The following is a 19837-nucleotide window of genomic DNA, read 5'->3' on the forward strand; positions in this document are numbered from 1 at the left end:
GGCCAGCTGGGGGCGGTAGGGATCCTCCGGCAGGGATGCTACGACGTTTGACTGATGCTCACTCACGGACGGATTCTGCCTGAGTAGAGTGAACGCAGGGTGTCCAGAATTAGTTGAATATTCATGTTCTGTTCACGCGCGCTGCCTGTATCCATTAGGGAACCAGCAGGACCTTGCCCGTGGTGCGCCGGCCCTCGAGGTCCTCATGGGAACGCCGTGCCTCGGCCAGTGGGTAGGTGGCGCCGATCCGTACGTTCAAGTGCCCCTTTTCTGCGGCGGCGAAGATCTCCGCCGAGCGCCAGCGGCGCTCCTGCTCGTTGAGCAGGAAGTGGGCTAGGGACGGACGCGTCAGCGTCAGCGAACCGCCGGCGTTGAGGCGCTGCGGATCCACCGGCGGAACGGCCCCGGAGGCTGCCCCGAACAGGACCAGCATGCCTCGTGTGCGGAGGCAGGAGAGGGACCCGTCAAAGGTGTTCCGGCCGACGCCGTCGTACACCACGTCCACGCCCTTCCCGTTGGTGAGTTCGCGGACATGGTGGGGGAAGCCCTCGTACCGCAGCACATGGTCGGCCCCGGCGTCGCGGGCAAGTTCTTCCTTGGCCTCCGAGGAAACCGTAGTGATGACACGGGCGCCCCTCTCCTTCAGCAGCTGGATCAGCAGCAGGCCGACGCCGCCGGCACCCGCGTGCGTCAGTACTGTGTGGCCCGGTTCGACCTTGAAGGAGGAATTGATGAGGTAGTGGGCGGTCATGCCTTGGAGCGGCAAGGCAGCCGCCGTTAGGTCGTCGACGCCGTCCGGCACCGGAAGTGCCTTGGCCGCATCGAGCACCGCGTAGCCGGCGTAGCATTTAGTGGCCTCGGCCGTGGCCACCCTGCTGCCGACTGCGAAGTTTTCGGTGCCTTCGCCGAGCTCTTCTACAGTCCCAGCGGCTTCCGAGCCAGGCGTAAAGGGGAACGGGACCTGGTACATGCCCCCGCGCTGGTAGGTGTCGATGAAGTTCACCCCGGCTGCCGCCACCTTGATGAGCAACTGGCCGGGACCCGGCGTCGGTCGGTCCACCTCGGCGATCTCGAGGACTTCCGGACCTCCGGACTGGCGGGCAACGATGGCTTGCATAAAAAGGTCTCCTCTCCGGGCGGGGGTTTCCCGCGGCCGGTGTCTCTGACCATCCTAGGGATACCGCTACCGACGACGAAGCGACGGCCGGTAGCCGGCCGTCGCTTCGGGTCATACGGGGCAGAGTCATTCGGGGGAGCCCGCGTGGCTCGGGGTGCGTGCTAGAACCGCCGGGTCACCGTTGCCATGGGGCACTCGAAGTGGCGTCCTGCAGCAAGGCCTACATCGTTCAGGTATCGGACGATGATGCCGTAGGACTGCAGCAGCGTGGTTTCCGTGTAGGGAACCTGGTGCTTCTTGCAGTACTCGCGGACAATCTTGGCTGCCTTATCCAGCTGGGGGCGTGCCATGTCCGGGAAGAGGTGGTGCTCAGCCTGGCGATTCAGGCCGCCGAGCAGGATGTCCATAAACCGGCCACCGGAGATGTTCCGTGACGTCAGGACCTGGCGGCTGAAGAAGTCCACGCGGCTGTCCGCGGGCAGGACCGGCATGCCCTTGTGGTTCGGCGCGAAGGAAGCACCCATGTAGAAACCGAAGACGGCGAGCTGCACGCCGATGAACGCGAACGCCATTCCGAGCGGCAGGAACGTGAAGGCCAGCACGGGCAGGAGGCTAAGCCGGACCAGCAAAATGGGAAGCTCTACCCATCGGTGTGTCACCTTGGCCCGGCGGAAGACGAACTTCACGGAATCGATCTGCAGCCCCAGGCCAACAAGGAACAGTAGCGGGAAGAAGAACCAGCCCTGCTTGCGGGTCAGGAACGAAAACCTGCCCTGCCGCGTGGCGGCACCTTCGGTGTGGAAGGCGATGGCCCCCGTGGCAATGTCAGGATCCTTCGAAATGACGTTGGGGTGGTTGTGGTGGGCGCCGTGCTTCTGCTCCCACCAGGAATAGCTCATGCCGGCAACCGAGGTGGCCAGGATCCGGGCGGTCCAGTCGTTGGCCCGGCGCGACGCGAAGATCTGGCGGTGCCCGGCCTCGTGGGCCAGGAAACTCAGCTGTGTGCAGAGGACCCCGACGGCCGCGGCGATGAGGAGCTGGAACCAGCTGTCGCCGATCAGGGCAAAACCGAACCAGGTGGCGGCCATGAGGAGTACCAGGCTGGCAAAGAGCGTGATGTAGAAACCGACGCGGCGTTCCAGCAGGCCTTCAGCCTTGACGCTCTTCAACAGCTCCGAATAGCTCAGGACAACGGCGTTGGGCTGCCGGACACGCGATTTTGGGCGCTCTGACGTGGGAAGGGTGGTGGTCATGGAGCGGGGCCTCGTAACTGTTTCGGGCAACGCTGCAGCCGACATTCGGACTGCACGGTCATGATCACCCTCACCCCATCTTACGCCTGCTTGTCCAGCGGCCCCCGGGGAATCGATGCCGACATCGATGCATAAATATCGGGCACACTGAATACTTTTGCTGTAAGATTCACGGCATGACTATTTCTGTTGCCGTCTCCGGTGCCAGCGGCTACGCCGGGGGAGAAGTCCTGCGGCTCCTGGCGGGACATCCGGACGTGACCATCGGTGCCATCACCGCGCACAGCAACGCAGGCTCCCGCCTTGGCGAGCTGCAGCCGCACCTGCACGGACTGGCCAGCCGCATCCTGGAAGACACCACCGTGGAGAATCTCTCCGGGCACGATGTGGTGTTCCTGGCACTTCCGCACGGTGCTTCCGCCGAGATCGCGGCACAGCTCCCCGAAGGCACAGTTGTGATCGACGCCGGCGCAGACCACCGCCTCGAGGATCCAACCGCGTGGGAAAAATTCTACGGCTCGGCCCACGCCGGAACGTGGCCCTACGGTCTGCCGGAGCTCCCCGGCCAGCGCGAGGCCCTCAAGGGCGCCACGCGGATCGCCGTCCCGGGCTGCTACCCGACGTCGGCCCTCCTGGCACTGGCGCCCGGGTTCGCCGCCAAAATGCTCCAGCCCGACGACGTCGTGATCATTTCCGCCTCCGGCACCTCGGGTGCGGGCAAGGCCGCGAAGGTGAACCTCATCGGTTCTGAGGTGATGGGCTCCATGAGCCCGTACGGCGTGGGCGGCGGCCACCGCCACACCCCCGAGATTGAACAGGGCCTCTCCAATGCTGCCGGCGAGAGTGTCACGGTGTCCTTCACCCCGACGCTCGCGCCTATGAGCCGCGGCATCCTCACCACTGCCACCGCGAAGGTCAAGCCCGGCACCTCGGCGGCGGACCTCCGCCAGGCGTGGGCTGATGCCTACGACGACGAACCGTTTGTCCACCTCCTGCCGGAAGGGCAGTGGCCCGCCACCAAGTCGGTCCAGGGCTCCAACCACGCGGCCATGCAGTTGGCGCTGGATGAGCACACGGGCCGCGTGGTTGTGACATGCGTCATTGATAACCTGACCAAGGGAACTGCCGGCGGCGCCGTGCAGTCCATGAACATTGCCCTTGGCCTGCCGGAAACCGCCGGCCTCAACCTGCAGGGAGTTGCACCGTGACCGTTACCGCCCCCCTGGGATTCCGCGCCGCAGGCGTCACCGCCGGCCTGAAGACGTCCGGTAAGCCGGACTTCGCCCTGGTCGTCAACGATGGCCCGTCCAAGGCGGCGGCCGCCGTCTTCACCAGCAACCGTGTGGCCGCGGCTCCCGTCCACTGGTCCCGCCAGGTCGTCTCGGACGGCCGTGTGGACGCAGTGGTCCTCAACTCCGGCGGTGCCAATGCCTGCACCGGTCCCCAAGGGTTCCAGAACACCCACAGCACGGCCGAAAAAGTGGCCGCGGTCCTCGGCATCTCGGCGACGGACGTGTTTGTCTGTTCCACCGGCCTGATCGGCGAGCAGTTGCCCATGGACAAGATCCTCCCGGGCGTCGAAGCTGCCTCGGCAGCGCTCAGCACGGACGGTGGGCCGGATGCGGCCAACGCCATCATGACCACAGACTCGGTGCCCAAGTCCGCGCTGTTCATCGGCACGGACGCCGACGGCCAGGAGTTCACCATCGGCGGCATCGCCAAGGGCGCGGGCATGCTGGCACCCGGTCTGGCCACCATGCTGGTGGTCCTCACCACCGACGCCGACGTCGAAGCGGAAATGCTCGACGTCGTCCTCCGCGATGCCACGCGCGTCACCTTCGACCGGGCTGATTCGGACGGCTGCATGTCCACCAATGACACCGTGGTGTTGCTGGCTTCCGGCGCTTCCGGCGCCGTCCCGTCCGCGGAAACCTTTGGTGCCGGGCTGACCCAGGTGTGCGCCGAACTGGCGCGCAAGCTGATCGGGGACGCCGAAGGCGCCAGCCATGACATCGCCATCCGTACCTTCAACGCGGCCAGCGAGCGGGACGCCGAAACCGTCAGCCGCTCCGTGGCCCGGTCCAACCTGTTCAAGGCAGCCATCTTCGGCAAGGACCCCAACTGGGGCCGCGTATTGTCCGCCGTGGGCACCACGGACGCCGTGTTCGAACCGGACCAGCTGAACGTGGCCATCAATGGCATCCAGATCTGCCGCAACGGCAGCATCGGCGACGACCGCAACCTGGTGGACCTCGAACCCCGCGAAGTCCTGCTGGAAATTGACCTGCAGTCCGGTGACGCCGAAGCCACCATCTGGACCAACGACCTCACCCACGACTACGTCCACGAGAACAGCGCCTACTCAAGCTAATCCTCACGCCAGATCCCACCAGCAACCCTGGAGATACTGCACGCATGAACACCCAGACCCGTGAAACGACGTCCATGAGTGATGCCCAAAGCAAGGCCGGCACGCTGATCGAGGCGCTGCCCTGGATCCAGCGGTTCGCCGGCACCACCATGGTGATCAAATACGGCGGCAACGCCATGGTTAACGACGAACTTCGCCGCGCCTTCGCCGAAGACGTAGTGTTCCTGCACCATGTGGGCATCCACCCCGTGGTGGTCCACGGCGGCGGTCCGCAGATCAACTCCATGCTGGCGCGGCTGGGTATCGAGTCCGAGTTTAAAGGCGGCCTCCGCGTCACCACCCCCGAAGCCATGGACGTGGTCCGGATGGTCCTCACCGGCCAGGTGGGCCGCGAACTGGTGGGCCTGATCAACTCCCATGGCCCGTATGCCGTGGGCATGTCCGGTGAAGACGGCGGCCTGCTCCGCGCCGTCCGGACCGGCACTGTCATTGACGGCGAGGAAGTGGACCTGGGCCTGGTGGGCGAAGTTGTCGGCGTCAACCCCGAGGGCATCCTGGACATCCTGGCCGCCGGCCGCATACCCGTCATCTCCACCGTGGCACCGGAAATCGAGTCCGACGGCCTCGAGACGGCAGCCGGAGAGGTCCAGACCACCGGGCAGGTCCTCAACGTCAACGCGGACACCGCCGCGGCCGCCCTCGCCGAAGCCCTGGGGGCCTCCAAGCTTGTGATCCTCACCGACGTCGAAGGACTGTACGCCAACTGGCCGGACCGGTCCTCCCTCATCTCCTCCCTCACGGCCTCGGAGCTGCGCCAGCTGCTGCCCTCCTTGGAATCGGGCATGATCCCCAAGATGGAGGCATGCCTCAAGGCGATTGACGGCGGAGTGGAACGCGCGCACATCGTGGACGGCCGTCTGCCGCATTCCATGCTCCTGGAAACATTCACGACGGCGGGCATCGGCACGCAGGTCGTGCCCGACGAGGAAGTGAAAGCATCGTGACCGACACAGAACTAAGCCATTCCGTTGCGGAGGCCGCCGCAAGCGCGCTCGTTGGCCACACCAGCGGAGCTGATTGGCTAAAGCGCTACGCCACGTCCCTGATGGGCGTTTTTGGTACCCCGCAGCGTGTCCTGGTCCGCGGTGCCGGCTGCCTGGTCTGGGACGCCGACGGCAAGGAATACCTGGACCTGCTCGGCGGTATCGCCGTCAATGCCCTGGGCCACGCCCACCCGTTTGTCACCTCAGTGATTTCCAGCCAGCTGGCCACGCTGGGGCACGTCTCCAATTTCTTCACCAGCCCCACCCAGATCGCGCTGGCCGAAAAGCTGCTGTCACTGACGCACGCCCCGGCGGGCTCCAAGGTTTTCTTCGCCAACTCGGGAACCGAAGCGGTCGAGGCCGCCTTCAAACTGGCGCGGCGCAATGGCACGGGCCCGGACGGCGCCGCGGGCAAGCGCACCAAGATCATCGCCCTGGAAGGTGCCTTCCACGGCCGCACCATGGGTGCCCTGGCCCTGACCGCCAAGGAAGCCTACCGCGCACCGTTCGAGCCGCTGCCCGGCGGTGTGGTCCACATCCCGTTCGGAGACATTGACGCCCTCGAAGCCGCAGTTGACGAGACCGTGGCCGCTGTCTTCCTGGAGCCCATCCAGGGCGAAGCCGGAGTACGTCCACTGCCCCCGGGCTACCTGAAGGCAGCCCGCGAGGCCACCACCAAGGCCGGCGCCCTGCTGATCCTGGACGAGGTCCAGACCGGAATCGGCCGCACCGGCAAATGGCTCGCTACGGAGGACACCGGGATTGTTCCCGACGCCATCACCCTGGCCAAAGGCCTCGGCGGCGGCTTCCCCATCGGCGCGCTGCTCACGTTCGGTGAGCAGACGTCGTCGCTGCTGACCGCAGGCCAGCACGGCACCACCTTCGGCGGCAACCCGGTGGCGACGGCGGCCGCGCTGGCCACGCTGCACGCGATCGAAAGCCAGCGGGTACTGGAAAATGTTGCTGCCGTGGGGGACTACCTCCGCGCCGGACTCGCCGCCGTCGACGGCGTCACCGAAGTCCGAGGCGAAGGCCTGCTCATCGGCTTCGACCTGGACTCCGACGTGGCCCCCGTCGTGGTGACCGCCGGCCTTGACGCCGGCTTCATCGTCAATAGCGCCGGCCCGCGCACCATCCGGCTTGCCCCGCCGCTGATCCTCACCCAAGACCAGGCAGGCACCTTCCTTGCCGCCCTCCCGGCAATCCTCCAGACAGCTAAGGACGCGCAGTGACCCCTTTAGTTTCTTCCGCCGGTACAGCACCCAACAGCACCCGCCACTTCCTGAAGGACACGGACCTCAGCCCCGCTGAGCAGGCCGAAGTCCTGGATCTTGCCGTCCGCATGAAGGCAGCGCCCTACAGCGTGCAGCCTTTCGCCGGAGAGGGGAACGGCCGCAAGACCGTGGCCGTCATCTTCGACAAGACCTCCACCCGGACGCGCGTTTCGTTCGCCACGGGCATCGCGGACATGGGCGGCAACGCCCTGATCATCAACCCCGGCGAGGCACAGATCGGCCATAAGGAATCTGTCGAGGACACCGCCAAGGTCCTGGAGCGCATGGTCTCCACCATTGTGTGGCGCACCGGGGCGCACTCGGGCCTGGTGGCGATGGCGGAAAACTCCAAGGTGCCGGTCATCAACGCCCTGTGCGATGACTACCACCCCTGCCAGCTCCTCGCCGACCTGCTCGCCGTGAAGGAGCACAAGGGCGAACTCAAGGGCCTCACCATGACCTACCTGGGCGACGCCGCGAACAACATGGCCAACTCGTATCTCCTGGCGGGCGTCACCGCGGGGATGCACGTCCGCATCGCCGGGCCGGAAGGCTACCTCCCGGCCGCGGACATCGTGGCCGCGGCCGAGGAACGAGCCGCCCAGACCGGCGGTTCCGTGCTGGTCACCACCGACGCCGCCGCTGCCCTCAAGGGTGCGGACGTTGTGGCCACGGACACCTGGGTCTCCATGGGCCAGGAAACCGAAAAGGAAGCCCGGCTGCAGCTGTTCCGGGAGTACTCCGTCGATGAGGCGGCCATGTCACACGCGGCGGACGACGCCGTCGTGCTTCACTGCCTGCCCGCGTACCGCGGCTACGAGATTTCGGCGGGCGTCATCGACGGCCCGCAGTCGATCGTGTGGGACGAAGCCGAGAACCGGCTGCACGCGCAGAAGGCCCTGATGGCCTGGCTGATGCACCAGTCCGGGCTCGCCGTCGTCGAAGGCCTGGCCCTGGTGGACGGGCTGGCGCCACAGGAGGTTGGCAACTAGTGTCCGTCCCGCCGGCATCGCCGGGCTCCAGCCCGGCCACCAAAACGGCCCGCCAGGCGCGCATCACCGCCATCCTGACGGGTGAATCGGTGCGCTCCCAGGCGGAGCTGGCCGCTTTGCTGGCGGACGACGGCGTACAGGTCACCCAGGCCACGCTGTCCCGGGACCTCGTGGAACTCGGCGCCGTCCGGGTCCGCGGCAAGGAAGGCGTGCTGGTTTACGCCGTCCCCGGCGAGGGCGGCGAACGTGCGGCCAAGAGCGGGGTCAGCCAGGAGATCCTGGATGCCCGGCTTGCCCGGCTGTGCAGTGAACTCCTGGTCACGGCGGAAGCCTCGGCCAACATCGCGGTGCTCCGGACCCCGCCCGGTGCGGCCAACTTCCTGGCCCTGGCCATTGACCACTCGGTGATGCCCTCCATCCTGGGGACCATTGCCGGTGACGACACCGTGCTGCTGGTTTCCCGGGATCCGCAGGGCGGGCAGGACCTCGCGGTCCGGTTCCTGCAGCTCGCCGAGGAAGCCGGCGGCGGCCAGTAGGCCCACACCGCCCGAACACGCTCCCGGTGTGACAGGCTTTCCCCAGAACGTTTTTCCCTGAAGAATTTCCCCGATCAACATCTACAACCCCAATTAGGAGCATTTTCGTGACTGAGCGCATTGTTCTGGCCTACTCCGGTGGCCTCGATACTTCCGTGGCCATCGGCTGGATCGGTGAAGCCACCGGTGCCGAGGTCATCGCCGTGGCGGTCGACGTCGGACAGGGCGGCGAGTCGCTGGAGACCATCCGCCAGCGCGCCCTCGGCTGCGGCGCCGTCGAAGCCTACGTGGCCGACGCGTCCGACGAGTTCGCCAACGAATATTGCATGCCCACGCTGAAGGCCAACGCCCTCTACCAGGGCCACTACCCGCTGGTTTCGGCCATCTCCCGGCCGGTCATCGTCAAGCACCTGGTCAAGGCCGCCCGTGAATTCGGCGCCACCACCGTGGCCCACGGCTGCACCGGCAAGGGCAACGACCAGGTCCGCTTTGAGGTGGGCATCCAGACCCTCGGCCCGGACCTGAAGTGCATCGCACCGGTCCGCGACCTCGCCCTCACCCGCGACAAGGCCATCGCCTTCGCCGAGGAAAAGGGACTGCCGATCGAGACCACCAAGAAGAACCCGTACTCGATCGACCAGAACGTCTGGGGACGCGCCGTCGAAACCGGTTACCTCGAGGACATCTGGAATGCGCCCACCAAGGACATCTACGACTACACGGCGACGCCGGAGTTCCCGCCGGCTCCGGATGAGGTCACCATTTCCTTCGAAGCCGGCGTGCCGGTAGCGATCGACGGCGTCCGGGTCACCCCGCTGCAGGCCATCAAGGAACTGAACCGCCGTGCCGGCGCGCAGGGTGTGGGCCGGATCGACGTCGTCGAGGACCGCCTCGTGGGCATCAAGTCCCGCGAAATCTACGAAGCCCCCGGTGCGATGGCGCTGATCACCGCGCACAAGCACCTTGAGGACATCACCGTCGAGCGCGAGCAGGCCCGCTTCAAGGCCTCTGTTGGCCAGCGCTGGGCCGAGCTGGTCTACGACGGCCAGTGGTTCTCACCGCTCAAGCGCTCCCTGGACGCGTTCATCGAGGACACCCAGAAGTACGTCACCGGCGACATCCGCATGGTGCTGCACGGTGGACAGGCGATCGTCAACGGCCGCCGCTCCGAGACCTCGCTCTACGACTTCGACCTCGCCACCTACGACACCGGCGACACGTTCGACCAGTCCATGGCGCGCGGCTTCATCGAGCTGTGGGGCATGTCCGCCAAGGTTGCCTCAGGCCGCGATATCCGCGTCGCAGGAAAGTAAATATCGGTGGTTGAGCCTGTCGAAACCCCGAAATCCGACGCGACCAACACCGGCGCACTGTGGGGCGGCCGGTTCGCCGGCGGCCCCGCGGACGCCCTCGCGGCCCTGAGCAAGTCCACGCACTTTGACTGGCGGCTGGCCCGCTACGACATCGCCGGCTCCAAAGCGCACGCCCGCGTGCTGCACAAGGCCGGGCTGCTGGACGACGCCGAACTCGACGGCATGCTGGACGCCCTGGGCCGGCTGGATGACGACGTCGCCTCCGGCGCGTACCTGCCGGCCGAGTCCGACGAGGACGTGCACGGGTCACTGGAACGCGGCCTGATCGAGCGCGCCGGCACCCAGCTGGGCGGCAAGCTCCGCGCCGGCCGGTCCCGCAACGACCAGGTGGCCACGCTGGGCCGCATGTTCCTGCGTGACCACGCCCGGATCATCGCGCGCGGCGTGCTGGCAACCATCGAGGCCCTGGTGGAGCAGGCCAAGGCCCATCAGGGTGTGGCCATGCCCGGCCGCACACACCTGCAGCATGCCCAGCCCATCCTGCTCAGCCACCACCTGCTCGCCCATGCCTGGGCGCTGCTGCGCGATGTGCAGCGGCTCCAGGACTGGGACAAGCGTGCGGGGGTTTCGCCTTACGGCTCCGGCGCCCTCGCGGGCTCGTCCCTGGGCCTCGACCCGGAGGCCGTCGCGGCAGACCTGGGCTTCTTCTCCGCCACCCACAACTCGATTGACGGCACCGCATCCCGCGACGTCTTCGCCGAGTTCGCGTGGGTTACGGCCATGATCGGCGTGGACTTGTCCCGCGTCTCGGAGGAAGTCATCCTGTGGGCCACGAAGGAGTTCTCCTTTGTGACCCTGCACGATTCCTACTCCACCGGTTCCTCGATCATGCCGCAGAAGAAGAACCCCGATGTCGCCGAGCTCGCCCGCGGCAAGGCAGGGCGCCTGATCGGCAACCTGACCGGGCTGCTGGCCACGCTCAAGGGCCTGCCGCTCGCGTACAACCGCGACCTGCAGGAGGACAAGGAGCCGGTCTTCGACGCCGCCGACACCCTGGAGCTGCTGCTTCCGGCTGTCTCGGGCATGATCGCGACGCTGAAGTTCAACACGGAACGGATGGAGTCGCTGGCACCGCAGGGCTTCGCGCTGGCCACGGACATTGCCGAGTGGCTGGTCCGCCAGGGCGTTCCGTTCCGCGAGGCGCACGAGCTCTCCGGAGCAGCGGTCAAGCAGGCCGAAAGCCGCGACGTGGAGTTGTGGGACCTGACGGATGAGGAATACGCCGCCATCTCGGAGCACCTGACACCGGAGGTCCGCACGGTCCTGTCCACCGAAGGGTCGCTCAACAGCCGCAACTCACAGGGCGGCACCGCACCCGCCGCCGTCGAACGCCAGCTGCTCGCGCTGGAAGGCGAGCTCGCCGGCGTGCGGGACTACGCAGCCTAACCCCCAAACGCTCTCTCAGTTGATGCAGCATTTTGGCCAACGCTCTCTCACTTTCCTCAAGAAAGTGAGAGAGCGTTGCCGATATTCATACATTAACTGAGAGAGCGTTCTGCGCTAAGAGTCGTTAACTCTGTCGGCTACCATGGCGCTATGACTGAGATCACTACTTCAGAACTACTGGCCGAACTGCATAAGGCCGCCGACGCCGTGGCCTCGACCGCCGCGAAATTCACCGATGAGGATGTCAAAGCAACGTCGGGACTGCCCGGCTGGACTCGCGGGCACGTCCTGGCGCATCTCGCCGGTATCTCCAACGCCATGGCGCGGCAGCTGGAATTTGCCGCCCGCGGCGCCACTGTTGAGCTGTACGACGGAGGCCAGGACGGACGCACGAAGGCCATCGAGATGGCCGCCGGCCACAATGCGGATGCGCACCGGGCTGACCTGCAGGCCGGCCTGGACCGGGCATTGACGGCTTTTGATTCGCTGGAAGGAGACGCCGGCTGGCAGGCATCCATTGCCTACCGCGGCGGAGTGGTCTTCGACGGCGGCCTCGCGCTGTGGCGTGAGCTGGTGATCCACGCAGCGGACCTGGACGCGGGCCTCGGGCCCGAGACGTGGAGCCGGAAGTTCTGCGAGCACCTCTTCGACTTCCTGGCGGCACGTGTCCCGCCGGGGGAAAAACTCGTGCTGCAGCCACTCGGGCTCCCGCCCGTGACCCTTGGACTCGGCCGTTCCACTGTTATCAGCGGGATGATCACTGACATTGCCGCCTGGCTGGCCGGCCGTGAACCATCGCTCGGCAGCCTGCGGGCAACAGCCGCCGCGGACGGCGTGGACCTCCCGGAACTGCTGCCCTGGCCAGCCGGGACGCCGGCTGCCGGAGCCACGCCATCCGGGACACCCGCAGCGCGGTAGCCCTATCCGGCTTCGCGGGCCAGCAGGCTTTCTGTTGCCTCGCGGGCCAGCAGGCTCTCCTTGATGGCCAGGCCCCAGCGGAAACCGCCCAGGGAACCGTCGGTGCGGATGACGCGGTGGCACGGCACAAACAAGGCAGCCGCGTTGAACGCACACGCGCTGGCCGCGGCCCGGACCGCCTTCGGATTTCCGGAAAGCTCGGCATACTCGGTGTACGTCACCGGTGACCCGGGACGAACGGTCCTCAGCACATCCCAGGCGTGCGACCGGAACGGCCCAGACTTCTGGCGCACGGGGACGGTCATGGCAGGCTTGGGATCGCCGGCATAGAAGGCCTCCACGGCCCGGGAGATGCTGCCCAGGTCCGTGACCGCTTCGACGTCGCCCGGCCGCAGCTCGGGGTGGATCTGGCCGGTCAGCTCACCCGGCTCGGCGGTCCAGCCCGAGGCGAGGACCACGCCGTCCTGGGCAAGGATGGTGAACGGTCCGTCCGGGGTGGACATCACTAACAGCTGGGCTTTCATAGCATCGCTTTCTCTGGAACGGCTTGTATAGGTTTGGAGGATTTTGACTCCGCGGCGCGCCACAGGTGCATGGTGGCGTAGGACCGCCACGGGCTGACCTCGCGGAAATCGGGGCTTGGCGTAACGCCAGGCGCCTTAACGCCGCCGCCGTTTTGGTTCGTGAGGGCTGGGGCGAGCGCCCGGATGCCGTTTCGCACCGCGGCGTCGTTGGCCAGAAACACGTCCGGCGCGCCGAGGACACGCATTGCCACGTACCCCACGGTCCACGGGCCCACCCCGGGAAGGGGAATCAGCTTGGCGCTGAGCCCGGGCAGATCGTCCCCGTAGCCAAAATCCAGTTGACCACCAGCCAGGGCCGACGCGGCGGAACGGATGGCGTCAATCCGGCGTTGCGGACCGCGCAGCAGCGGGTAGCCGGCCTCGGCGATTTCGGCCGCGGTGGGAAACAGCCGGTCAAGGCCCTCGCCGGGAACCGCGCTGGGACTGCCGGCAGCGGCCAGCTGCGTCAGTGCGGTCCGGGCCGCAGCCACGGTGATTTGCTGCCCGATCATCGCCCGGATGAGCAGCTCCTGCGGATCCAACGCGCCGGGCATCCTGATGCCCGGCGCACTGGCAACCGAGGTGGCCAGGCGGGGCTCCTGGGACAGGGCACTGTCGATGGCTACCGGATCGGCGTCGAGGTCGAAGAGCCGGCGTACCCTGCTCAGCAGTGCGGGCAGGTCCCGGAGGTCCACCGCGCCGATGGTGAGGGTCAGCGGCCGTCCGGGAGCGCCGTCGTCGTAAGTCACGCTGAAGCGGGCATCGCCATGCGGAAGCTGCAAAGTACGGGCGTACGACGTCGGCGTCCCCGCCTCAATCCCGGGGATCGCCCTGACGGCGAGGAAGGAAAAGATGCCGGGATCGAACGGTTCGCGGTACGGCAGGCTCAACGCCAGCGACGTCGCGGCGGCAGGGGAGCGGTGGTGCCTGGCGGTCGCGCGCAGGGTAGTGGGCGTCATGGCAAACACCTCCACCATGGTGTCGTTGAACTGGCGGACGCTGCTGAAGCCGGACGCGAATGCGATGTCCGCCAGCTTCATCGCTGTGGACACCAACAGGGTGCGGGCGGTTTGGGCGCGGCTGGCCCGGGCCAGGGAGAGCGGGCCGGCGCCGAGTTCGTGGCTGAGGATCCGGTTGAGCTGGCGGGAGGAGTATCCCAGCCGGGCGGCGAGGCCCTCCACCCCGTCCCGGTTGATCACGCCGTCGTTGATCAGGCGCATCGCGCGGCCCGCAAGGTCCTGCCGGATGTTCCACGCAGGCGTGCCTGGCACTGCTTCGGGGAGGCAGCGCTTGCACGCCCGGTAGCCGGCGTCGTGCGCTGCGGCAGAGGTTTCGTAGAAGGTGACGTTCACGGCTTTCGGGGTCCTGGCGGGGCAGGACGGGCGGCAGTAGATGCCGGTGGTCCGGACAGCAGTGTAGAACTGCCCGTCGAACCGGGTGTCCCGCGCGTCAATCGCGCGGTAGCGCTGCCAGAAGTCCATGCCCTCCATCCTGCCAGCCAGCGACCGGGACTGCTAGCGGAAATCGGACACGGCCGTGGCGTTCGATAGAGTCGGACCATGACCGCCAGCCTGAGTCCCGCCAGCCCGGATCAGCTCCGCGAACTGCTGTCCCGCGACGCCCGGAGGGTCGCTCCGCGGCTGCTGGGATCCGTACTGACCCACCACAGCCACGAGGGAGCTGTGGCTGTGCGGATCACCGAGGTGGAGGCGTACATGGGTCCCGGCGACTCGTCGCATCCGGATCCCGGCTCCCACACTTTCCGTGGCCCCACGGCCCGCAACGCGCCCATGTTCGGCCCGGCCGGCCACCTCTACGTCTACTTCACGTATGGCATGCACTACTGCGCCAACATCGTCTGCGGCCCGGCGGGCACCGCATCTGCCGTCCTGCTGCGGGCGGGCGAGGTGGTGGAGGGGCAGCACCTCGCGATGGTGCGGCGTCCGACGTCGAAATCGGCCCTCGACCTGGCGAGCGGCCCTGCCCGGCTGGCCACCACGCTGGCCCTCACTACAGCCGACAGCGGCCGGGATGCGCTGGCTGACCCCTTCGAGCTGCGGCTGCCTTCGGTACCCGCTCCCGTGTTCAGTTCCGGGCCGAGGGTGGGCGTCTCCGGCGACGGCGGCTCCGCGACGTATCCCTGGCGCTTCTGGCTGCCAGGGGATCCCACCGTGTCCCGCTACAAGGCGGCGAAGGTGCGCCGGGCATAATCCGTCCCGCCCGGGTGGTCTCCCGCCAGGGCGAACGGTGCCAACCGGTGCTGGAGGCGCTGCTGGACCGCGGGCCATTCCTGCCCCAGGACCGAGAACACAGCGGAATCCGCCCGTGTGCCGTCAGGCGCCAGGCGGTGGCTGCGCAGCAGGCCCTCGAACGTTGCCCCCAGCCGTTCGATGGCTGCGGCGCTGCGCACATTACGTGCGTCGCAGCGAAACGCAACGCGCTGAACCTGAAGGCCGTCGAACGCAAAGGCGAGCAGGGCGTGTTTGCTGGCGGGATTTACGTGCGTGCCCCAGAACTGCCGTCCAAAGAAGGTGCCGCCAACTTCCACGCGCTGCTGGGCGGCATCGAACGCATTCAGCGCGGTTGTGCCCAGGAGGGCCCCGGTCCGCTGGTCCGTCACGGCGAAGGCCAGGCTGGCCGGGTCCTCAATCCTGGCGGCAAACAGCCCTGAAAGCTCGTGCGCCGTGGCCGGCAGGGCCGCGGCCATTCCTGCCCACATCGCGGCGTCCACGAAGTCAAACAGCCCTTCGGCATGGTGCGGTGCCAACGGAAGGAGGGAAAGCCCGTATCCGGTCAGGACGTTCTCGTGGTGCATTGCAGTATTGAATCACTCACGGGGCGGAACGGCTACGGAAGTGTGCGGCCTGAAAGTGAACATTGGGTGACTTCCGGGGCAGGGGACCGGCGGGCGCGTTAACCGAAATGGTTGTAGAATGGACGGTCTGTCTTTTGCGATAGGGGAACGTTTAAATGCTCGACGCCGATTTGGCCCACGAACGGAACTATGTTGCCGGCCTGTACGCGCGGCTGGAAGAGCTCCGCACGGAAAAGCGCCAGCAGTTGGCACAGGTCCGCCGGGCCGGTGCCGTGGGCACCATGCAGAATGTCTCCGAACGCGACGCCTTCGCCGCGCTCTACGAGGACCGCCTCGCCCAGCTCGACGCCGTCGACGACCGCCTGGTCTTCGGCCGCCTCGACCTGGATTCCGGTGAGGCCCAGTACATTGGGCGCATCGGCCTGACCACCGATGACCTCCAGCGGCTCATGGTGGACTGGCGCGCGCCCGAAGCCGGCCACTTCTACCAGGCAACGGCGTTTGACCGGCAGGGCGTCCGCCGCCGGCGGCACCTGATTCTGCAGGGCCGGGAAGTCAAGGCCATCGAGGACGACGTCCTTGATGCGGACATGCTCGCGGACGACGCCTCGCTGCAGGGCGAAGGAGCATTGCTGGCGGCTCTGGATTCCAAGCGCACGGGCCGGATGTCCGACATCGTCGGCACCATCCAGTCCGAGCAGGACCGCATCATCCGGTCCTCCATTTCCGGTGCCCTCGTAGTGCAGGGTGGTCCCGGTACCGGTAAGACTGCTGTGGCGCTGCACCGGGCCGCGTACCTGCTCTACACGCACCGGGATCGGCTGAAGACTGCTGGCGTGCTGCTCGTGGGCCCGTCGTCGTCCTTTATGAAGTACATCGAACGTGTTCTTCCCTCGCTCGGTGAGACCGGCGTGGTCATGGCCAGCGTGGGTCGCCTGATGCCCGGGATCAAAGCGGTTGCCGAACCTGAGGCAGAGGTCGCGGCCATCAAGGGGCGGCTGGACATGGTGAAGGTTGTGGCCAATGCGGTGGCGAACCGGCAGCGGATCCCCGCCGAGGACCGTGTCCTGGACGTCGACGGCCGCAAGCTGGTGCTGACGCGGCGGCAGGTAAGCCGTGCGCGCGAACGTGCCCGGTCCACCGGCAAGCCGCACAACGAGGCGCGCCTGACGTTTATCAAAATTCTGCTCCGCGAACTGACCGAGCAGATGACCGATCTCGTGGAGGCCGGGAGCATCGGCAACAATGCCGACCGCTCGTATCTGGCAGAAGACGTCCGCACGGCCCGCGACGTCCGGATCGTCCTGAACCTGTGCTGGATGCCGATGACTCCGGAGAAGCTGATCAACGAGCTTCTGAGCAAGCCCGCAGTCCTGGCGGCCTGCACACCGAACCTGTCCCTTAGGGAGCGGTCGCTGCTGCTGCGCCCCGCCGGTGCGCCCTGGACCGAGGCCGACGTCCCGCTGCTGGACGAGGCCGCGGAGCTCCTTGGCGAAATGGACCCGGCGGCGGGACGTGGCCTTGCACAGCAGGAGCACGACCGCGCCCGGGACCTTGCCAACGCCAAGCAGACACTGGTGAACATGGGGGACATGGGTGTCGATGTCCTCATCTCCGCGGAGGAACTCGCCGATCAGAACCAGGAGCGCGAGAACCGCCTGACGGCCGCCGAGCGCGCCACCAGCGACCGCACGTGGGCATTCGGCCACATCGTGGTGGATGAGGCGCAGGAGCTTTCACCCATGCAATGGCGCCTGCTGGTCCGCCGTTGCCCGCTGAAATCCTTCACCATCGTGGGCGACATCGCGCAGACCAGTTCAGTCGCCGGCGCCAACTCCTGGCAGGGGGCCCTGGCGCCCATGTTCGGTGACCGCTGGCAGCTGGAGGAGCTGACAGTCAACTACCGGACGCCCTCCCAGATCGCTGAGGCCGCCGCCCGCATGGCCAACGCGGCCGGACTCGTGGTTTCCGCGCCGAAGGCCGTCCGCGAGGGACGGTGGGCCCCCGTCTTCGACAAGGTTGACCGCGGACAAGTGGTGAACCGTTTGGTGGAGGTGCTCCCCGAGGAACTGGCAGCGCTCGACGGCGGCCTCCTCGCCGTGATTGCCGACGGCGACCTTCTGCCGGCTGCAACGTCAGCCCTTCGTGCCGTGTACGGCCGGCGCATCGGCAACGGCGCGGGCAGCTACGAACAGGACATCGTGGTCATCAGCCCGCGCGAGGCCAAGGGCCTGGAGTTCGACGGCGTTGTGGTGCTTGAGCCGTCCGTCATGCTCAACCGCGAGCATGGCCGGGTGGGCGATCTGTACGTCGCCATGACCCGGCCCACCCAGCGGCTCCGGCTCATCGCCGCGGAAGGCATTCCGGCAGGCATCGAAGACTGAGCCGGTTCGCTCTGCCCCTTGACGCCCGGCGCCGTTCATTTCGGCGCCGGGCGTCGCCGATCCTGCTAACTTAGAAGTCGTGTCAGAACTCAACGATCTCGAATCCCAGCAGAACGACCCCACCTTCGCCAATGTCTGGCAGGAGCTGAAGTGGCGAGGCCTGGTCCACGTCTCCACCGATGAAGAGGAACTGGAAAAGCTCCTCGCCGGTGATCCGATCACCTATTACTGCGGATTCGACCCCACCGCGCCGAGCCTGCACCTGGGCAACCTGGTCCAACTCCTCGTTATGCGCCGCCTGCAGCTCGCAGGGCACAAGCCGCTGGGACTGGTGGGCGGATCCACGGGACTGATCGGCGATCCGCGGCCCACCGCCGAGCGCACGCTGAACACCAAGGACACCGTTAACGAATGGGTGGGCTACCTGCAGGCCCAGGTCCGCCGCTTCCTTAGCTTCGATGGCGCCAGCGCCGCCCGCATGGTCAACAACCTCGACTGGACCGCGCCGTTGAGCGCCATCGACTTCCTGCGCGAGATCGGAAAGCACTACCGGGTCGGCACCATGCTCCGCAAGGATGCTGTTGCGTCCCGCCTCAGTTCGGACGAGGGCATCAGCTACACCGAATTCAGCTACCAGATCCTGCAGGGCATGGACTACCTCCAGCTGTTCCGGGACTACGGCTGCATGCTGCAGACCGGCGGCTCGGACCAGTGGGGCAACCTCACCAGCGGCACTGAACTCATCCGCAAGGTTGAGGGTAAGAGTGTGCACGCCCTGGGCACGCCGCTGATCACCAACTCGGACGGCACCAAGTTCGGCAAGAGTGAAGGCAACGCCATCTGGCTCGACGCCGGCATGTGCAGCCCGTACGCCTTCTACCAGTTCTGGCTGAACACCGCCGACTCTGACGTTGTGGACCGGCTGAAGGTCTTCACTTTCCTGAGCCGCGCTGAAATCGAAACGCTGGCAGCTGCCGTTGCCGAACGTCCCTTTGCCCGGGAAGGCCAGCGGAAGCTGGCGTTCGAAGTGACTTCCCTGGTCCACGGTGTGGAGGCAACGGAGAAAGTCATCGCGGCGTCCGCTGCACTTTTTGGCAACGGTGACCTGTCCGCCCTGGACCGGCCAACCCTGGAAGCAGCCACGTCGGAGCTTCCGTCCGCCCGCATCCAGGTGGATGGCCTCGGGATCATTGACCTGCTGGTGGCATCCGGCCTGTCGGAGAGCAAGTCCGCGGCCCGGCGGACCGTCGGCGAAGGCGGCGCCTATGTAAACAACGAGAAGGTTTCCGACCCGGAAGCTGTCATCTCCGAATCGGAGCTGCTGCATGGCCAGTACCTGCTCCTGCGCCGCGGAAAGAAGAATCTCGCGACTGTCGAAGTCCTGGTTCCTTAGCCTTCGCAAGCCCCCATTCACGCTCCTCCGCAGCCGATTTGCACGGACTCGGGGGAGCGTGTATTGTTTTCTGAGTCGCCGCCGTTGAGTGGCGACAAACCCCCTTCACAAGAGAAGCAATTCATCGTGTGCAAAGCACGAAAATGATGAAAAGCTTCACTTTTTGATGGGCGGATTCGTTCCACAGAGTGAATATCGGGAAAATAACCCGGATTTGCAAAGTGAATAAGAATGAAATAAGCTATAAACATCGCAGCGAAGAAAAGCGAAACAAAATAATTCATTTGAATATGAATTGTTTCGGGAATTATTCGAATGTGTCTGTTGTTTGAGAACTCAATAGTGTGCCAAGTTTGTTGATACCAATTTATTGTATTGAATTGGTTGAATTGACTGGATCCGCCACCCCGTGGTGTGGT

At 66.3% G+C, this 19837-nt stretch carries 18 protein-coding genes; 12 read left to right on the forward strand and 6 right to left on the reverse strand.

The genetic code is table 11. The annotated features are described in order from the left end of the window. Positions 1 to 154 precede the first annotated feature (154 nt). Complete coding sequence (locus tag ACX80M_RS15495; protein ID WP_252611248.1) at positions 155 to 1117, reverse strand: quinone oxidoreductase family protein; 963 nt, start codon at positions 1115 to 1117, stop codon at positions 155 to 157. 161 nt (positions 1118 to 1278) lie between these two features. After that, a complete protein-coding gene (locus ACX80M_RS15500) occupies positions 1279 to 2370 on the reverse strand; it encodes a fatty acid desaturase family protein (RefSeq protein WP_104063390.1) in 1092 nt (363 codons plus the stop codon). A 176-nt stretch (positions 2371 to 2546) separates the two neighbouring features. Here ACX80M_RS15500 and argC point away from each other — a divergent pair, with 176 nt between their 5' ends. From argC to ACX80M_RS15545, 9 genes are all read left to right on the forward strand, one after another. Beyond that, entirely contained in the window at positions 2547 to 3578 is a 1032-nt protein-coding gene (gene argC / locus ACX80M_RS15505; protein ID WP_252602056.1) for an N-acetyl-gamma-glutamyl-phosphate reductase, read from the forward strand. Further along, positions 3575 to 4741 carry a bifunctional glutamate N-acetyltransferase/amino-acid acetyltransferase ArgJ gene (gene argJ / locus ACX80M_RS15510; protein ID WP_252613649.1) on the forward strand — a complete coding sequence of 389 codons (1167 nt, stop codon included), beginning with the start codon at positions 3575 to 3577 and terminating at the stop codon, positions 4739 to 4741. Before argC ends, argJ begins: the two co-directional genes overlap by 4 nt. A gap of 44 nt (positions 4742 to 4785) precedes the next feature. Continuing rightward, positions 4786 to 5745: an acetylglutamate kinase gene (gene argB, locus ACX80M_RS15515; protein WP_252611258.1), complete on the forward strand. Its 960-nt coding sequence runs from the start codon at positions 4786 to 4788 to the stop codon at positions 5743 to 5745. Next, positions 5742 to 7016: an acetylornithine transaminase gene (locus ACX80M_RS15520; protein WP_252611260.1), complete on the forward strand. Its 1275-nt coding sequence runs from the start codon at positions 5742 to 5744 to the stop codon at positions 7014 to 7016. Before argB ends, ACX80M_RS15520 begins: the two co-directional genes overlap by 4 nt. Next, positions 7013 to 8050 carry an ornithine carbamoyltransferase gene (gene argF, locus ACX80M_RS15525; protein WP_459309937.1) on the forward strand — a complete coding sequence of 346 codons (1038 nt, stop codon included), beginning with the start codon at positions 7013 to 7015 and terminating at the stop codon, positions 8048 to 8050. The genes ACX80M_RS15520 and argF overlap by 4 nt, the downstream gene beginning before the upstream one ends. Next, positions 8050 to 8586, forward strand: a complete 537-nt coding sequence (locus tag ACX80M_RS15530; protein ID WP_056343008.1) for an arginine repressor — start codon at positions 8050 to 8052, stop codon at positions 8584 to 8586. The genes argF and ACX80M_RS15530 overlap by 1 nt, the downstream gene beginning before the upstream one ends. Positions 8587 to 8693: 107 nt before the next feature. Beyond that, complete coding sequence (locus tag ACX80M_RS15535; protein ID WP_252602038.1) at positions 8694 to 9899, forward strand: argininosuccinate synthase; 1206 nt, start codon at positions 8694 to 8696, stop codon at positions 9897 to 9899. Positions 9900 to 9905: 6 nt separating this feature from the next. After that, positions 9906 to 11345 carry an argininosuccinate lyase gene (argH, locus tag ACX80M_RS15540; RefSeq protein WP_252602035.1) on the forward strand — a complete coding sequence of 480 codons (1440 nt, stop codon included), beginning with the start codon at positions 9906 to 9908 and terminating at the stop codon, positions 11343 to 11345. A 150-nt stretch (positions 11346 to 11495) separates the two neighbouring features. Beyond that, entirely contained in the window at positions 11496 to 12263 is a 768-nt protein-coding gene (locus tag ACX80M_RS15545; RefSeq protein WP_252602033.1) for a maleylpyruvate isomerase family mycothiol-dependent enzyme, read from the forward strand. A 2-nt stretch (positions 12264 to 12265) separates the two neighbouring features. Here ACX80M_RS15545 and ACX80M_RS15550 read toward each other — a convergent pair whose 3' ends face one another. Beyond that, complete coding sequence (locus tag ACX80M_RS15550) at positions 12266 to 12787, reverse strand: methylated-DNA--[protein]-cysteine S-methyltransferase (protein WP_252602031.1); 522 nt, start codon at positions 12785 to 12787, stop codon at positions 12266 to 12268. Further along, a complete protein-coding gene (locus ACX80M_RS15555) occupies positions 12784 to 14307 on the reverse strand; it encodes an AlkA N-terminal domain-containing protein (protein ID WP_459309938.1) in 1524 nt (507 codons plus the stop codon). Before ACX80M_RS15555 ends, ACX80M_RS15550 begins: the two co-directional genes overlap by 4 nt. Positions 14308 to 14385: 78 nt before the next feature. On the opposite strand from ACX80M_RS15555, the gene ACX80M_RS15560 reads away from it, so the two are divergent. Next, positions 14386 to 15036: a DNA-3-methyladenine glycosylase gene (locus ACX80M_RS15560; RefSeq protein ID WP_459309939.1), complete on the forward strand. Its 651-nt coding sequence runs from the start codon at positions 14386 to 14388 to the stop codon at positions 15034 to 15036. On the opposite strand, the gene ACX80M_RS15565 is transcribed toward ACX80M_RS15560, so the two are convergent. Beyond that, the gene (locus ACX80M_RS15565) at positions 15006 to 15641 is read right to left on the reverse strand and encodes a GNAT family N-acetyltransferase (RefSeq protein WP_252602022.1); all 636 of its coding nucleotides are present in this window, start codon (positions 15639 to 15641) and stop codon (positions 15006 to 15008) included. The two genes, ACX80M_RS15560 and ACX80M_RS15565, sit on opposite strands and share 31 nt — an antisense overlap. A gap of 155 nt (positions 15642 to 15796) precedes the next feature. Here ACX80M_RS15565 and ACX80M_RS15570 point away from each other — a divergent pair, with 155 nt between their 5' ends. Continuing rightward, positions 15797 to 18025, forward strand: a complete 2229-nt coding sequence (locus tag ACX80M_RS15570; protein WP_252611265.1) for a HelD family protein — start codon at positions 15797 to 15799, stop codon at positions 18023 to 18025. 79 nt (positions 18026 to 18104) lie between these two features. Continuing rightward, on the forward strand, positions 18105 to 19418 hold the full coding sequence (gene tyrS, locus ACX80M_RS15575; protein ID WP_058929431.1) for a tyrosine--tRNA ligase: 1314 nt from the start codon (positions 18105 to 18107) through the stop codon (positions 19416 to 19418). A 17-nt stretch (positions 19419 to 19435) separates the two neighbouring features. Here the strand turns inward: tyrS and ACX80M_RS15580 are convergent. After that, positions 19436 to 19837, reverse strand: a 402-nt coding sequence (locus ACX80M_RS15580) for a hypothetical protein (protein ID WP_252611267.1), incomplete at its 5' end; no start/stop codon positions are given.

The organism is Pseudarthrobacter sp. MDT1-22, assembly GCF_054511035.1.

Coding starts and splice junctions, on each gene's coding strand:
- ACX80M_RS15495 (WP_252611248.1), bottom strand. CDS start 1,117: ATGCAAGCCATCGTTGCCCGCCAGTCCGGAGGTCCGGAAGTCCTCGAG.
- ACX80M_RS15500 (WP_104063390.1), bottom strand. CDS start 2,370: ATGACCACCACCCTTCCCACGTCAGAGCGCCCAAAATCGCGTGTCCGG.
- argC (WP_252602056.1), top strand. CDS start 2,547: ATGACTATTTCTGTTGCCGTCTCCGGTGCCAGCGGCTACGCCGGGGGA.
- argB (WP_252611258.1), top strand. CDS start 4,786: ATGAACACCCAGACCCGTGAAACGACGTCCATGAGTGATGCCCAAAGC.
- ACX80M_RS15545 (WP_252602033.1), top strand. CDS start 11,496: ATGACTGAGATCACTACTTCAGAACTACTGGCCGAACTGCATAAGGCC.
- ACX80M_RS15550 (WP_252602031.1), bottom strand. CDS start 12,787: ATGAAAGCCCAGCTGTTAGTGATGTCCACCCCGGACGGACCGTTCACC.
- ACX80M_RS15555 (WP_459309938.1), bottom strand. CDS start 14,307: ATGGACTTCTGGCAGCGCTACCGCGCGATTGACGCGCGGGACACCCGG.
- ACX80M_RS15560 (WP_459309939.1), top strand. CDS start 14,386: ATGACCGCCAGCCTGAGTCCCGCCAGCCCGGATCAGCTCCGCGAACTG.
- ACX80M_RS15565 (WP_252602022.1), bottom strand. CDS start 15,641: ATGCACCACGAGAACGTCCTGACCGGATACGGGCTTTCCCTCCTTCCG.
- ACX80M_RS15570 (WP_252611265.1), top strand. CDS start 15,797: ATGCTCGACGCCGATTTGGCCCACGAACGGAACTATGTTGCCGGCCTG.